General features: G+C 39.4%; 15 protein-coding genes. 4 read left to right on the forward strand and 11 right to left on the reverse strand.

Going from position 1 to position 14,302, the window contains the following annotated elements:
• Together L652_RS0121265 and L652_RS0121270 are read right to left on the reverse strand one after the other, a co-directional pair.
• Window positions 1-1,273, reverse strand: a 1,273-nt coding sequence (locus L652_RS0121265; RefSeq protein ID WP_024603372.1) for an IS4 family transposase, incomplete at its 3' end; no start/stop codon positions are given.
• A 47-nt stretch (window positions 1,274-1,320) separates the two neighbouring features.
• Window positions 1,321-2,274 (reverse strand): pitrilysin family protein, encoded by a 954-nt coding sequence (locus L652_RS0121270; RefSeq protein WP_024597317.1) that lies wholly within the window; start codon window positions 2,272-2,274, stop codon window positions 1,321-1,323.
• 250 nt (window positions 2,275-2,524) lie between these two features.
• Here L652_RS0121270 and L652_RS0121275 point away from each other — a divergent pair, with 250 nt between their 5' ends.
• Window positions 2,525-3,481 (forward strand): methylenetetrahydrofolate reductase, encoded by a 957-nt coding sequence (locus tag L652_RS0121275; RefSeq protein WP_024597318.1) that lies wholly within the window; start codon window positions 2,525-2,527, stop codon window positions 3,479-3,481.
• Window positions 3,482-3,740: 259 nt separating this feature from the next.
• Here L652_RS0121275 and L652_RS0121285 read toward each other — a convergent pair whose 3' ends face one another.
• The 3 genes from L652_RS0121285 to L652_RS0121295 all read right to left on the reverse strand — a co-directional run bounded on the left by L652_RS0121285 (window position 3,741) and on the right by L652_RS0121295 (window position 6,906).
• Window positions 3,741-4,721 (reverse strand): sensor domain-containing diguanylate cyclase, encoded by a 981-nt coding sequence (locus L652_RS0121285; RefSeq protein ID WP_024597319.1) that lies wholly within the window; start codon window positions 4,719-4,721, stop codon window positions 3,741-3,743.
• A 58-nt stretch (window positions 4,722-4,779) separates the two neighbouring features.
• Window positions 4,780-6,027 carry a DEAD/DEAH box helicase gene (locus L652_RS0121290; RefSeq protein ID WP_024597320.1) on the reverse strand — a complete coding sequence of 416 codons (1,248 nt, stop codon included), beginning with the start codon at window positions 6,025-6,027 and terminating at the stop codon, window positions 4,780-4,782.
• Between the two features lie 177 nt (window positions 6,028-6,204).
• Complete coding sequence (locus L652_RS0121295) at window positions 6,205-6,906, reverse strand: DUF3581 domain-containing protein (protein ID WP_024597321.1); 702 nt, start codon at window positions 6,904-6,906, stop codon at window positions 6,205-6,207.
• Between the two features lie 203 nt (window positions 6,907-7,109).
• Here L652_RS0121295 and L652_RS0121300 point away from each other — a divergent pair, with 203 nt between their 5' ends.
• Both L652_RS0121300 and L652_RS0121305 read left to right on the forward strand, forming a co-directional pair.
• Entirely contained in the window at window positions 7,110-7,889 is a 780-nt protein-coding gene (locus L652_RS0121300) for a CPBP family intramembrane glutamic endopeptidase (RefSeq protein ID WP_084324671.1), read from the forward strand.
• A gap of 104 nt (window positions 7,890-7,993) precedes the next feature.
• Window positions 7,994-8,386 (forward strand): hypothetical protein, encoded by a 393-nt coding sequence (locus tag L652_RS0121305; protein ID WP_024597323.1) that lies wholly within the window; start codon window positions 7,994-7,996, stop codon window positions 8,384-8,386.
• A 16-nt stretch (window positions 8,387-8,402) separates the two neighbouring features.
• On the opposite strand, the gene L652_RS0121310 is transcribed toward L652_RS0121305, so the two are convergent.
• The 5 genes from L652_RS0121310 to proB all read right to left on the reverse strand — a co-directional run bounded on the left by L652_RS0121310 (window position 8,403) and on the right by proB (window position 12,983).
• Window positions 8,403-8,702, reverse strand: a complete 300-nt coding sequence (locus tag L652_RS0121310) for a hypothetical protein (protein WP_024597324.1) — start codon at window positions 8,700-8,702, stop codon at window positions 8,403-8,405.
• 161 nt (window positions 8,703-8,863) lie between these two features.
• A complete protein-coding gene (gene gltX / locus L652_RS0121315; RefSeq protein ID WP_002961608.1) occupies window positions 8,864-10,348 on the reverse strand; it encodes a glutamate--tRNA ligase in 1,485 nt (494 codons plus the stop codon).
• Between the two features lie 39 nt (window positions 10,349-10,387).
• A complete protein-coding gene (locus L652_RS0121320) occupies window positions 10,388-10,747 on the reverse strand; it encodes a glutaredoxin domain-containing protein (protein WP_002961611.1) in 360 nt (119 codons plus the stop codon).
• Between the two features lie 56 nt (window positions 10,748-10,803).
• Complete coding sequence (locus L652_RS0121325) at window positions 10,804-11,778, reverse strand: GGDEF domain-containing protein (RefSeq protein WP_024597325.1); 975 nt, start codon at window positions 11,776-11,778, stop codon at window positions 10,804-10,806.
• Window positions 11,779-11,879: 101 nt separating this feature from the next.
• Complete coding sequence (gene proB / locus L652_RS0121330) at window positions 11,880-12,983, reverse strand: glutamate 5-kinase (RefSeq protein ID WP_024597326.1); 1,104 nt, start codon at window positions 12,981-12,983, stop codon at window positions 11,880-11,882.
• Between the two features lie 119 nt (window positions 12,984-13,102).
• Here proB and L652_RS0121335 point away from each other — a divergent pair, with 119 nt between their 5' ends.
• Window positions 13,103-14,062: a DMT family transporter gene (locus L652_RS0121335; protein WP_024597327.1), complete on the forward strand. Its 960-nt coding sequence runs from the start codon at window positions 13,103-13,105 to the stop codon at window positions 14,060-14,062.
• Here the strand turns inward: L652_RS0121335 and L652_RS1000000124690 are convergent.
• Window positions 13,957-14,302, reverse strand: a 346-nt coding sequence (locus L652_RS1000000124690) for a sortase (protein ID WP_139015411.1), incomplete at its 5' end; no start/stop codon positions are given. The genes L652_RS0121335 and L652_RS1000000124690 overlap by 106 nt on opposite strands.

The raw sequence follows: 14,302 nt of genomic DNA on the forward strand, positions 1-14,302 counted from the left end.
TGCGCTTGGTATCTTTCCAGCCTCCTAACTTTGCCAGTTCCTGATACGCCCATGACATATTTGGAGCAGTTTCAGGCAATGGTGTTTTTATTCTCTTTAACCACAATAACTTCCATGCTTTGGGAGATAACAGTTGTTCACAACTTGGAGAATCAGGCTGCTCATTGGTGAACTTTAGTTGCAATATTCGCGTCGCAATAAAGCCATTAATCGTCACCAATCTTTCCATGTTATCTTGGCTTTGAAGGCGTAAACTTTCGATATCCGTACCATCACTTTTCCAGACTTTATGGTATTCCTCTACAAGCCAACGGTGCTCATAGTAGGTGATGATAGCTAAGGCGTCTTCTTTGCTGGTGACTGGTTCACTGGTTAATAGGTGCCAGCTTAAGCCATTCTTAGCGTTTCCTCGCTCTGTACAGCCGACATAGTAAACTGGGAGGGAGTGTCCTTTCTTATTGTAAGGCGCTTTGAGTGTCACTGGCGCATAGGTGATATCCAGTGTTGCGCTTCGGGCTTTTCTTCCTCCTTTTTGTGCAATGTGGATGTGTTTGGTGCCTGCACTCATCAGCTCGCTTGCAAACGCATAGAGCTTATCCTCACCTTCTTCAATATGACGACTTTGCATCGAGCGTACGACGAATCGTTGCTGCTCGGTCAGTTTATACTGCAAGTATTCGTAGATGTCCGCTTCGCGGTCACACACCGATATCACGTTCGCCATTTGTCCTTGCAGCCGCTCTGCCATCGCTCGTGACGCTGACTCCCACTTGTAACTTTCTTTTTCTTCGTAAGAAGTCGTCGCGTGTTTTTCTCTTTTTCCAATCGTGTTGATATCACGACTCCAGCGAGACTGTTCAATTAATCCCACAACTTGCTTTGTGTCTGGCGCAAACAGTAATACGCTATGAGCTAACAAGCCTCGTTGTTTTGCTCCTCGTCCGACATGACCCAAATCATCTCGAATGGAGGAATGTTTATAAATTAGTGTGGTCGTGTCTTCTAATGCGAGCAACAAGTTATGACTTTTTGCTTGTTCAACCGTGGCTTTAAAGCCTGACTCTGCTATAGCCGTTGCGCCAATATTCTCGTTGCGAATAAAGCGGTAGGCACCTTCCATATCGCCGGGGGATTGAGTGATGTTTACAAGTGGTTTTCCTGGTTCATTTGCAAGCGTTGATGCTAACTTTACCAGACGCGCTGTTCTTCTTGGATCACCTAAGTCCGATTTACCGAATTGTTGTTTTGCCCAATGAGTATGTTCGTTAATCATAATGTGCCCTCAAACAAGATTTGAAGATCTGATCATGACATTGAGATTTAGTTCAAAAAAATCCCCGCTAATTTCTTAGCAGGGATTTGTGTATAAGAGACAGCCCACGCAGCGCCTTTGTACGATACGAGTAACCAATGCCCTGGTAGCGCTTCATCTTGCTGGTGCAAATATTTTGGTGCTTGTTGAACAGGTTCTGCTTTAATGTCAGCAACATAGTTACCCTTTTTCCAGCTGCCCCAATGCTTTTTAACCATTGCCATTGTTGCTTGTGGGTTTACATCGCCCACGATGACAAGTGACACATACTCAGGCTTATAAAACTTAGCAAAGAATTCTTTACCATAGGCCATTTGATCAGGCATGGCTTCTATGTCTTTAAAAAAGCCCATAGTGGTGTGTTTATACGTGTGCTTATCAAACGCTTTTTCGCGTACAGCGCTTAATAATTTACGAATTGGGCTCGCGTTGTTTTTTAAGTACTCACCTTTTACTGTTTGCGCTTCTGTTCTAAATTGCTCTTCGGTGTAGGTTAAGTTTTGAAAAATATCAGCTTCAAGCTCAAGTACTTTATCAAGGTGCTGCTTTGAAAAGTTTAAATGGTAATTTGTGTAATCGTTTGTTGTATATGCGCGGTTATCAACACCTGAATTTTTTAATATGTCTGAGTACACATCTTCAGGGTATTTTTGTGAGCCTTTAAACATCATGTGTTCAAAAAAGTGAGCAAAGCCTGTTTTGCCCTCTTCAACTTCGTTACGCGATCCAACCGATACCGGAATTTGCAGCGACACTACATCAGGGTAATCGGTTTTAACAACCATGACACGTAAGCCGTTTTCTAGCTCTTCAATTAAGTAATCTTGTGAAAAAACACGGTCATCAGCTTTATTTACTTGTTCTTGTTGTGCTGTTGTTTGCGTGCTTTGGTTTTGTTGCATGGCGCAACCCGTTAAGGCCAGCGATACCGCTAAGCTGGTTGCTAATAATTTAAATTTCATTGTTGTCCCTTTTTAAATTGAGCAAATTTGTTGTCAGATTTAACTCTTTAATTATGCCCCAAAGCCAATAAATATAAGAGCCCCAAGGGAATTTATTATGTAAACAACTGTGTCAATTATAAATTATGGGAACAAGCACTATGAATAAACATCATGTTAATTGAAAAACTTTCATTAAATAAATCTATCTAGACGTCTAAATGGCTGCTATATTAAATCCATCAAAACAAACTTAGCTGGAATGAGGATTATGGCTTTATCACTAAAAGAGAAGATAGTGGACACCAATCAAGGTGTTTATCTTATTGGTACTACCCCGCCTAAAATTGGCACCGATAAAGCGCAATTAAAAACCATTGCAGAAAAGCTATTAGGTCGCTTACACGAAATTGAATACGACGGCGTGATAATATACGACATTCAAGACGAAAGCAGCCGAACTAACCAAGACCGCCCATTTGCGTTTAAACAAACCGTTGATCCGCGTGAATACAGCCATTTACTTCGTAATTTATCTGCACAAGATGTGATTACTTATAAAAGTGTGGCGCAGCGTGGCGTAGGCGAATTTAAAGATTGGCTAAGTGAAACTAAAAACGACTACGATTTACAAAATGTTGTTTTAGTAGGTAGCCCATCATCGATAGGCGATATAAAGCTAAGCCTGCCAGATGCGTATAAAGCATTGGCTGAGCAGTCAGATGATTTCTTTTTAGGTGGCGTTACGATTGCCGAGCGCCATTCAAGTAAACGAAATGAGCACGAACGATTAATAGAAAAAACAGCACAAGGTTGTCAGTTTTTTATATCGCAAGCTGTTTACGACGCACAAGCTACTATAGAGTTAATTACTAGCTACGCACGTACATGTAAAGCACAAGGGATTACACCTCAACGTATTATATTAACGTTTACCCCATGCGGCGGCGAAAAAACCTTAGAATTTATGCAATGGTTGGGTATCTCAGTGCCAGAGGCAACTAAATGGCGCATGCTTGATGCAGACAATACATTAAGCGAATCAGTCCGTATTTGCCGCGAAAACCTCGACTTAATACTTAAAAGCTGTGCGCACCTAGACGTGCCACTGGGCTTAAATATTGAAAGCTTAACAAACCGTAAAGAAGAAATTGACGCATCAATTAACTTATACCGTTTATTAAAAGCTATTATGGAATTAAACCTTGCTGAAAAGCTAATAGCTTAAAGGCTAGGTGAGAGCTAATTAACACCCTTCTTGGCAAGCCTCATGGCTTGCTTTTTTATGTCCGTACTTTGAAAAACAAATTAATAAGTACAAGTAAAAATTTGCAGCTTAAGCTATTCATTGAAGCTATTTTTGGTTATTACTCTCAAGCCTTTTTAAGGCAAACCCCATAGAGGAGCACATAACACCAAAAATAAAACCTATCGCAGAAAAAACTAGCCAAGTTTTTGTGGCATGAGTCATGACGAACTTACTTTTATTATTGTGCTTTTTTAGCGAACTTGTATGCTTGTTTATTTTTATACATTGCGTGGTCTGCATCATTTAATAGCGCTTCAAAGGGCTGCTTTTGTTTATTAGTAAAACTATAACCAATACTAAGCGATAAATCGCAAACACCTTCTTTTAGTAAAGCATTTGTATACTCAGAGGATATTTTATCCATGATGTAGTTAATTTTACTTTTATCGCTTACTTGCATTACTGCAACAAACTCATCGCCACCTAAACGCCCTACTATATCGGCATCTCTTAAATGCGTTTTTAGCGTATCTGCCAATATAATCAATGCTTTGTCGCCCACTTCATGTCCGCAAGTGTCGTTTAACTTTTTAAAGTCGTTTATATCAATAAACAAACAACACACGTCAAAACCTAAACGCAGTGCTAAATTAAGCTTTTGTTGGGCTAATAAGTTAAGTGCTCGGCGATTATAAATATTAGTTAATGAGTCTAACATGGCTATTTCACGCATTTGCTCATAGCTATACACAAGCGCTAAGTCGTCTTCAATCAAATCGCGTAATTGCTCTATGAGCTCAAAGTATTCATCGGTATAGCTAGTTATTTTAGTGTCTTTTAAACATAACGTGCCAAACACTTCGCCTTCAGGCCAATGAATAGGTAAACCTAAGTAAGATTCAATACCCTCTTCAACTACTTCTGGTAGGGTATTCCATGCATCGTTATTACTTGCATCATTAACATATAAAATATTATTAGTTTCAGCGACGTGGCGACAAAAAAGAGGTGTTTGAGGAGGGAGTATAGGGTTGGTCTCAAAGTTAGAGCCCCCCTCGTTACTTCTAATAACAACGCGATAGCCTTTGCTTGTTGCCTGAACCATATAACCAGACGGGGCTGAAAAAAGCCCCGTTACAAGATCAATTGTTTTTTGCCATTTATGCAAAGATATTTGGCCATCAATACCAGAAAATGCCCATTGATCAATTTCAAACATTGCTTTACCTCGGCTATTTAGTAGCTCCAGTATAGGCAAAAAAACAACGTAAAAGCTATTATTTACGACGTCTGCTTGGCTCTCTTTTACCAGTGATGCGTTTTTTATCGCGATCTTTTCGCGACTTGTTAGTATTTTTACGATTATCTTTTGGCTTTTTATTAGGATCTGGCTCGTAACCTTCTAACCACTGCGGCGTTAAACGCGTATCGAGTAGTACTTCAATTTCTTCTAGCAGCCATTGCTCATCAAGACTTACCAGCGACATAGCAAGTCCTTGTTCACCAGCACGACCTGTACGGCCAATACGGTGCACGTAATCCTCGGCAATGTAAGGTAGTTCAAAGTTAATTACGTATCTAAGTGTAGAAATATCTAAACCACGCGCAGCGACATCGGTTGCAACAAGTACGCGTGTAATACCTTCTTTAAAGTTTTGCAATGCACGGTCGCGTGCGCCTTGCGATTTGTCGCCATGGATTGATTCGGTTTTTAAACCATCTTTACACATTTCTTTAGCAAGCTGATCAGCCATTTGTTTTGTGCGAGTAAAAATAAGCACTTGGCGCCAGTTTTTCATGCCAATCATGTGCGATACAAGTTCGCGCTTACGATCCTCATCTACATCGTAAATAACTTGCTCTACTTCAACCGCGGCTGAGTTACGTTTATCAACTTCAATTAGTTCTGGGTTTTTAAGTAACTTTTTACTGAGTTCAAACACGCTGTCATCAAACGTAGCTGAAAATAGTAAAGTTTGGCGATCGCCCGGGATATGTCGCAATATACGTCTAATTTCATCAATAAAGCCCATATCAAGCATGCGGTCAGCTTCGTCAAACACTAAGGAGTCTACGCTTGAAAGTACCACACTGCCTTTAACTATATGATCAAGCAAACGCCCAGGTGTTGCCACTATAACTTGCGCTGTTTTAAGTGCTTTTATTTGAGGGCCAATACTTACGCCACCATAGGCTAAAGCGCCATTGATATTAGTGCCTTGTGCGTACTTTTCAAAGCTTGCAAATACTTGCTGAGCAAGCTCACGGGTTGGCGTTAAAATTACAACGCGGGCAAGGCCTTGCTCATCTTTTTTAGGGGTATTTAAAAGCTTATGTAATAAAGGTAAAACAAAGGCGGCGGTTTTACCCGTACCTGTTTGCGCGCTGCCCATTACATCACTTCCGGCTAAAATAGGCGGAATAGTTTTAATCTGAATTGCGGTAGGTTGAGTGTAATTATTTTGCTCAATCGCTGTTAATAATAACGGGTCGAGATTAAGTGATGAGAACGTAGTGGCAGACATAGGCTTAGCTTTAAAATAACAAAGAGCGCTATTGTACGCATATTACTGTACTGCGTAAATTAACCAGTCCAGAAAAGTATTTAATCGTGGTTGCTCACTTTCACTTTAGCGCTAAAAACAATAAAAAAGGCTCTAAATAACAGTTGTATTTAGCGCCTTTTTTAATTTTATGTAGCTTTAAGCTGGCTTTAGTGTTGCTTTACGTTCGTTGTAAAACGCAATTAAATCATCAACTGTTGCTTGGCAGTATTCGCGAATACCCGAAACCACCATGTGCTTTTCACCACTGCCCACTTTAACGCCGTTTTCTAACAGGTTAAAACGTAGTGTAATTTTTCCGCGCTTACCAGTGTACTCAAAGCTTGGCTCTGCAAATTCAAGTATTGGCGCTGTTATATCAAGGTTATCAAGATTAATAAGCATTGATTCGTAAATTATCATCGGACGAGCAGGGTTTATCATTACCTCTTGCTTGCCCATTAATGGGATAATTACATGCGGAAAGGTAGTACCAGAAAACTCAACATAATTTTTTATTAGACTATTAGTTAGTGCTGGGCATTGGCTGGTTTTACCGCTGCGCTTTACCTTTAAAATGACTTTTTCGCCATTGGTTACATCAAACTCATCGGCTCCCTCAGGGAAATGAAGTTTGGTGTTTTCATCAACCATACCGGCAAAAGTAAATTCCATTTGTTCACTAATACCGTAGCGGTCTAGTACCAATGAAAAAAGTAAGTCTCCTGGCGCGCAAAACTTTTTAGCATCTTTGTCATGAAGTGGATTGTAATCGTCAGCAACGCATTTAGCGAAGCGACAACCCTGCTCACGAGAGATAGAAACATAATCAGCATGCTGCTGAAAAAAAGGACTTAACATAGTTTGTTCACTGCTTAAACTGCTTATAACCTATCTATATTACCAGAAAAAAAATATTGAGAGGTCGAATCTGTTAGATTAATGGCTAAATAAAACAGAGCAATAAAAAAACAATGACCTTTTATTTGTTAGCGCTATCAATTATATGTGTTTTTCCGTACTGCAAAATATCAATAATGCGGCAACCCCTTTGGCACTACTTAATGGCTTTAAGTGTTCTAAGTGCGTATTTTCAAGGTTATGTAAATTTATATGCTCTGCTCAGCATTGGGCTTTACGTTGTTTTATACTACTGCGCGCTAAATGCAAAGCGAGCAATAATACGCGCTATATTAAGTACTGTTTTTATAACTTTCTCACTGGCATTAGCACTTCATTGGGTGCCTGGTTTTAATAACCTCCCTATTGTTATAGATGAGCGTATTACAAGCGATGCGATTGCTTTTACCTTTTATGCTAATTTTGATAAAGCTATGGCGGGGTTATTTCTTTGTGCTTACTTTTATTCGAATAAAAAAGCTTTAAAAGCAGACTCTAATAAAGTAAGTCGATTAAACGTTAAACAGCCCATTTTTATAATTATTGCTACGGTTTTAGCTTCGCTCACTGTGGCTTTAATACTTGAACTTGTAAGTTTTAACCCAAAAGTGCCCGACTTTTGGTTAGCCTTTATTGCTATTAATCTTTTATTTACCTGTGTAGCTGAGGAGGCTTTATTTAGAGGGTTATTACAAACCAAACTTAGCCAAATAATCTCATCTACCCGCCTAGCGTTACTTGCCCCAATAATGACTGCTGCAGTGTTTGCTTTAGCACATTTTGCTGGAGGAATTAACTATGTATTGGTTTCATTTATTTCAGGCTTAGGATACGGCTATATTTTTTATAAAACGCAGCGTTTAGAATGGGCTATTATATGCCACTGGTTAGTGAACGTTTTTCACTTCTTTTTGTTTACTTACCCTATGCTCAGTAAAATCTAAATACATTTACAAATGCTAACAATTTACCCGTTAGCAAACATTGCCAGCGTTTGATTTTGTTAGTAATTTACTACTTTAAATAATAAATTAAAGGACTAATAAATATGCTACGTTTTATAGCGGCAATAACAGTGCTGGCCACAATAACCGGTTGTTCAGGAATGACCTATCATACAGACATAGACAACGGTGTTTTATCTCAAGAAATTGGCACCTACGTTAATAAAAGAGATTTACAGCAATTTTATAGCGACCAAGAAGCACACGAAAGTGGCGCAACACTTTTAGGCCGAATAGAAGGTGAAAGCTGTGATGGCGACGGTATGGGCAACAATAATGTAAGCTACAATCGCTCTAAATCAAACGCGATTGATTTACTTAAAGCTGATGCTATGCGCAGGGGCGGGAATGCTTTTACTATTAATTCCTGTAGTGAAACCTCTGTATCGTACTGCGACTTATCTGTTTTATGCACCGGACAGGCCTACGGCTATTAATAAGTAAAAGTGCAAATTATATATTAACCGCAAAGCTCAGTAGCACACGCTTTCCAGACTCGATTTTAGATACGCTGTGTTCGTACTTATCGGGTCTGAACAAATACACGCGATTAAATAAATTTATAATGCATTTTGAGCATTTAAATACCCCACCCGCTTTAGGTTTCTCTAATACAAAATTAAGCTTGTAATAGCGCCCTTGCTGCACAGGGTCAATATGGTTCATTACGCTATGATTGGTTGGGTAAGTAACAAGGTTTATCGAAAATGTGTTACTGCTAAAAATGGCTTTGTTTTTTACAAGTGCAATCATACTGCCTCCTATGAGTTTATATGCCGCATTGTAGCATTTAGTAAATTATGAATGCTTAGGCTAAACAATATCAAAATACGATGTCATATAGCTAAACAGCCTGAAACAAAAAAGCCGAACTTATTTTACTAAGTTCGGCTTTTATAAGTGCATTTTAGTAATTATGCACTTGGGTATTCGCGGTACGCACGCTCTATATTTTTAGCCTGCTTTTTAGAAATACCTAAATGAGCAAGTGCAACACGTAAACGAGCACGTGATAAGTCAGAGCCTAATATTTCCATTGCATCAAGCACTGACGTACTTGATGTTTTGCCTGTAATTGCGACAAAAATTGGCTCTAAAAAGTCTTTAATTTTAAGCTCGTGGAATGTAGCCACTTCTTTTGCAATTGCAAAAATAGCGGGCTTATCAAAGCTACGTAAGCCTTCTAGCTGCCATACAAAAAATTGTAGTGCTTGGCGTATTACGTTTTCGTCTGCTTTACCGGCTGTTAATAGCGCAGGATCGTAAGTTGGAATACCACCTACAAAATGTCCAGCAAGCTCAACCATATCCGAAAGGGTATTAATACGCGTTTTAGCCTCAGGTAATACTTTAGCTAACATTTCACCGTTAAACTTCCAATCAACAAAGCGCTGAATTAACTGCTCGTCGGTTAAATTTTCACGGATCCACATGCCGTTTAACCAGCTTAATTTATCCACGTCGAATACTGGACCACCAAGCGATACGCGCTTCATGTCAAAGTTTTCAATCATTTCATTAAGTGTGAACTTTTCACGCTCATCTGGCATTGACCAACCCATACGACCTAAGTAGTTAAGCACGGCTTCTGGTAGGTAACCCATTTCTTTATAATAGTTAATAGACGTTGGATTTTTACGCTTAGATAGCTTTGATTTATCTGGGTTACGTAGTAATGGTAAATGACCAAGTACTGGCGCTTCCCAACCAAAATCTTCGTAAAGTTTTAATAACTTAGGTGCTGAGTTAATCCACTCTTCGCCACGGAAAATATGACTAATTTGCATATGGTGGTCATCAACTACGTTCGCTAAAAAGTACGTTGGGAAACCATCCGCTTTTAAAAGCACTTGCATGTCTACGTTTTCCCACGGGATCTCAATTTCATCTCGTAGGTAGTCGTTAAACTTAAATGTGCCTTCGCTTGGGATTTTCATACGTATAACGTAAGGTTTGCCTGCCGCTAAGTTTGCTTTAATTTCTTCATCTGTATGGTTTAAACCACGACCGTCGTATTTAGGGCGCAAGCCTTCTGCCATTTGCTCTTCACGCATTTGATCAAGCTCTTCGCTTGTTGCAAAGCAGTAAAACGCTTTACCATCGTCAACTAACTGATGCGCGTATTTTTTATATAAATCGCTACGCTCAGATTGACGGTAAGGACCAAATTCGCCACCCACATCAGGACCATGATCCCACTCAAGCCCTAACCAGCGTAAGCTATCCATAATCGCAAGTTCAGACTCTGGCGTGCTACGTACTTGGTCTGTATCTTCTATACGAAGTACAAATTCACCGCCTTGTTGTTTAGCAAAACAGTAGTTAAATAAGGCGATATAAGCGGTGCCAAGATGCGGGTCACCAGTTGGCGACGGGGCAACACGGGTGCGAATTGTCATGGTAAATTCTCTTTAAATAAGTGAGATAATAAAAGTGGTTTATGCAGCTACTTTGTTTAAGTAAGCAATAATATCGTTTGATTCATACAGCCATTGTACTTGGCCATTTTTCTCTATACGCAGACAAGGCACTTTAACTTTGCCGCCTTGCTCAAGAAGCTCTTGACGATATTGCTCATTATTTTTTGCATCACGCGTTTCTATGTTTAAGCCTTCGCGCTTAATAGCGCGGCGTACTTTTACACAAAACGGGCATGCTTTAAATTGGTACAGTTTAAATTGTGAGGTTTGCTGATCAAGCTGTGCTTGCTCGTCGCTTGCACGCTTTTTACTGCGAGGAGTAAATACAAAATTAAAGAATAAGATTATACAACCTAAAAACCAACGAACTAATTTCATGTTCTGTGCTCTGCTTACAACAATTTAAGGAGCCAGATTTTAGCACAAATTTACAATCAAAAAAGCTCAATACTGTTATCTATCTTTGGTTCGTTATTAACTTCTAATTCACTGTAGGAGGTAACTCTATTACGGCCAGTATTTTTAGAGTAGTAAAGCGCTAAATCAGCCTGATTTACAATACTCGATACAGTATCAATACTCACTAACTCTAAAAAACCAATGCTAATGGTTAATTGGCCAATTTGTGGAAAAGGGTATTGGGCAACATTAAGGCGTAACCGGTTAAGTGCAACATGTGCATCACCCTCTGTTTCTGCTTGAAATAACATAGCAAATTCTTCACCACCATACCTAAATACATAGTCTTCTATTCTAAAATTATTTTTTAGTAGCCGTGCAACAAGTAAAATAACCTCATCGCCAATTACATGCCCGTAGTTATCATTAATATTTTTAAAGTTGTCGATATCGGCAATAGCTAAATACCAACGTCGCTTTTTATTGTTATCATTTCTTGGTAACAAAAAACCGTTACCCGATACAATCTCAATTACTTTTTTATCAAATGTTTGCCTATTTAAAAGCTCTGTAAGTGGATCTAACCGCGACTTATATAATAGCCCAAGCTGATTAGCATAAATATTTAAAATATGTACAGCTAACATAGTTATTCGTTCTGGTAATTCTTGCTCGGTTTCTATTAATAAAGTGCCGACTACTTTTCCAAAATGATAAATAGGCACGTAACTTGTTGTGCTACTAAAGGCATAGCTCACCCTAATTTTATTTTGAGTGACCTTTTGTAATAACAATGATGCTTCATCTGGGCTTAATTGCTCTAAATTACTGTTTGAATTAATAAGAGTAGGGGGTATGGGGGCTGAAAAATTTTTATTGACGTAAATGGCAAAATTATCAACTTCGAGCAAGTCGCTAATTATTTGTATTAATGCGCTATCTAAATCACTTTCTTCCTCTTGCTGGGTAAGCTTAATAATCCATTCGTGCCCACACTTATTTGCCTTCATTACACTGCCTAAACTAATTAAACTTTTATTAGTCTAGACAATACTCATGAATTTACTAAGTTATGAGGTAATACTTATTAACTAATCCTTTAGAATAGGTATTAAAGTAATACTAAGTCGTCGCGATGCAATACTTCTGCACCACTATCGTATTCAAGTAACTCACCTATTTGATTTGAGTGTGCGCCTTTGATTTTATTTACCTCGGTACTGCTAAAACGCGTTAAGCCACGTGCAATTACTTGATTTTTAGTATCTATTAAATCAATTAAATCGCCTCTTTCAAAACGTCCAAATGCATTAGTAACGCCTTTAGCAAGTAAGCTTGCACCTTTATTTTGAAGGGCACTAATAGCACCTGCATCTATAACAATTTGGCCGGTACTTTTAGGCCCAGCTAGTAGCCATTTTTTACGGCCATCTTTTGGGGCGGTGAGTTTTAAAAAGCGTGTACCAGGTAACTCGTCACTCATACATTTTAAAATAACGTTTTTACCAGCGCCTTTAGCAATAATGACTTCAACGCCTGCACGCCTTGCAATGTCGGCTGCTTGTAATTTGGTTGCCATGCCGCCAGTACCTAAGTTTGTACCACTGCCACCAGCAAGTTGGCGCAGCTCATCGTTTATATGTGTTACTTCACCAATGAGGGTGGCATCGGCATTGGTGCGAGGATCGCTGGTAAATAACCCTTCTTGATCGGTAAGTAGCAATAATTTATTAGCATTAGCCAAAATAGCAACAAGTGCCGATAAATTATCGTTGTCGCCTACTTTTATTTCACTGGTAGCGACTGCGTCATTTTCGTTAATGATGGGCACAACGTCGTAATTTAATAACGCATTGAGTGTATCGCGGGCATTAAGGTAGCGCTCTCTGTCGTCTACATCAGCGCGAGTAAGCAGCATTTGCCCTACATTTACCCCATATAAAGCAAACAAGCTCTGCCAAATATGAATAAGTTGACCTTGTCCAATTGCAGCAAGCATTTGTTTATCAATTAAGCTTCTGCCACAGGGTTTTAATAGTTGTTCGCGCCCAGCAGCAACCGCGCCGCTCGATACTAAAATAACCTGATGCCCCTGCTTTTTAAGCTCGCAGCATTGGCGTACTAATTCAACCATATGTGCTTTGTCTAGCTTATCGGTGCCGCCAGTTAGTACGCTTGTACCAAGCTTTACAACTATTACCTGTTCCCTTTGCATGTGCTTTTTACTATTGATTAATTAAAGATGAATTAATTTATACCAGCTCGGTATTTTTGAACAAGTTAAAAATTTTCATGCTAGGATCTGATTTTATTAAATTAAGTAAATTACTCTCTATGCCTGCCAGTTTATGTTTAATTATTGCCACCTTTTTATGGGGCAGCTCTTTTATTGCGCTCAAATACGCCATTGCTATTTACGACCCTGCATTAGTGATATTTTTACGCATGCTCACCACGTTAGTTTTGTCGCTTTGTTTATGGCGCTACGTTATTCGGTTTGAGTACTTAAAAGGTGACTGGAAGTATTTAGTGGGTATGTCGCTTGCTGAGCCTTGCTTATACTTTTTATTTGAAGGCCATGCAATGGAATACACATCAGCCTCGCAGGCCGGTGTCATTGTCTCTTGCTTGCCTATTATTATTGCGTTGCTTGCCTTTGTATTACTTAAAGAGCATATAAGCAAAGCCATTGTTGTCGGTTTTACGCTGTGTATAGGCGGCAGTATTTTACTTACGCTTCTTTCACCAAGTACCGACCAAGCACCTAATCCGTTACTAGGTAACTTTTTAGAGCTTATGGCGATGGTGTGCGCTGCATTTTATACCGTAAGTATTAAACATTTAGCTAATCGCTACTCGCCCCTGACTTTAATTGCGTTGCAAGGTATTAGCGGCAGCTTGTTTTTTGCGCCGTTTTTATTTTTTATCGACCTACCAAGCGAAAATCAACACGACTTAACTGCGCTCATGAGCATTTTGTATTTAGGCTCGTGTGTAACCCTTGGCGGCTACGGCATGTACAACTATGCAATTAGCAAGGTATCGGTATTAACCGCTGCTGCGTACTCTAATTTAATTCCTATTTTTACACTTATTTTGTCAGCTATTATTTTGGGCGAAGTGCTCAACGTTTGGCAATGGCTGAGCATATTTGTGGTATTTATTGGCGTAATGGTAAGCCAGCGCCATCAAGAACTCGTGGTTGATATACCGCTTAGCGAATCAGGCGAAGACATTTGCGCAGATACAAGCAACCTTAAATCAGTACCCGAGGCAAGTGAATCAAAAGGGTAACAGGTAAGCAAATACAGCCCAGGTGTTTGTAAAAATGAGTTTTGGGATTGATGAATAACCTCAATCCCCGTTACCTTATAATTTTGAATCACCCCACTTTGCAGTTGCAAAGTAAACGCCTCTCCCACTTTGGCGTGTTGTAAAAATGCAAAGTGGGTGTCGTTATGCCCAGCTATTAGCGAGCCTTTTTCGTTTCCAAACTCTTTTCCGCCCAGCTCCCCTGCGGGTAAAAATTGGCTA

Origin of the sequence: Pseudoalteromonas sp. TB25 (assembly GCF_000497995.1) — a bacterium.
Taxonomy (GTDB): Bacteria; Pseudomonadota; Gammaproteobacteria; order Enterobacterales; family Alteromonadaceae; genus Pseudoalteromonas; species Pseudoalteromonas distincta.

Coding starts and splice junctions, on each gene's coding strand:
- L652_RS0121270 (WP_024597317.1), bottom strand. CDS start 2,274: ATGAAATTTAAATTATTAGCAACCAGCTTAGCGGTATCGCTGGCCTTA.
- L652_RS0121275 (WP_024597318.1), top strand. CDS start 2,525: ATGGCTTTATCACTAAAAGAGAAGATAGTGGACACCAATCAAGGTGTT.
- L652_RS0121285 (WP_024597319.1), bottom strand. CDS start 4,721: ATGTTTGAAATTGATCAATGGGCATTTTCTGGTATTGATGGCCAAATA.
- L652_RS0121290 (WP_024597320.1), bottom strand. CDS start 6,027: ATGTCTGCCACTACGTTCTCATCACTTAATCTCGACCCGTTATTATTA.
- L652_RS0121295 (WP_024597321.1), bottom strand. CDS start 6,906: ATGTTAAGTCCTTTTTTTCAGCAGCATGCTGATTATGTTTCTATCTCT.
- L652_RS0121300 (WP_084324671.1), top strand. CDS start 7,110: ATGGCTTTAAGTGTTCTAAGTGCGTATTTTCAAGGTTATGTAAATTTA.
- L652_RS0121305 (WP_024597323.1), top strand. CDS start 7,994: ATGCTACGTTTTATAGCGGCAATAACAGTGCTGGCCACAATAACCGGT.
- L652_RS0121310 (WP_024597324.1), bottom strand. CDS start 8,702: ATGATTGCACTTGTAAAAAACAAAGCCATTTTTAGCAGTAACACATTT.
- gltX (WP_002961608.1), bottom strand. CDS start 10,348: ATGACAATTCGCACCCGTGTTGCCCCGTCGCCAACTGGTGACCCGCAT.
- L652_RS0121320 (WP_002961611.1), bottom strand. CDS start 10,747: ATGAAATTAGTTCGTTGGTTTTTAGGTTGTATAATCTTATTCTTTAAT.
- L652_RS0121325 (WP_024597325.1), bottom strand. CDS start 11,778: ATGAAGGCAAATAAGTGTGGGCACGAATGGATTATTAAGCTTACCCAG.
- proB (WP_024597326.1), bottom strand. CDS start 12,983: ATGCAAAGGGAACAGGTAATAGTTGTAAAGCTTGGTACAAGCGTACTA.
- L652_RS0121335 (WP_024597327.1), top strand. CDS start 13,103: ATGCCTGCCAGTTTATGTTTAATTATTGCCACCTTTTTATGGGGCAGC.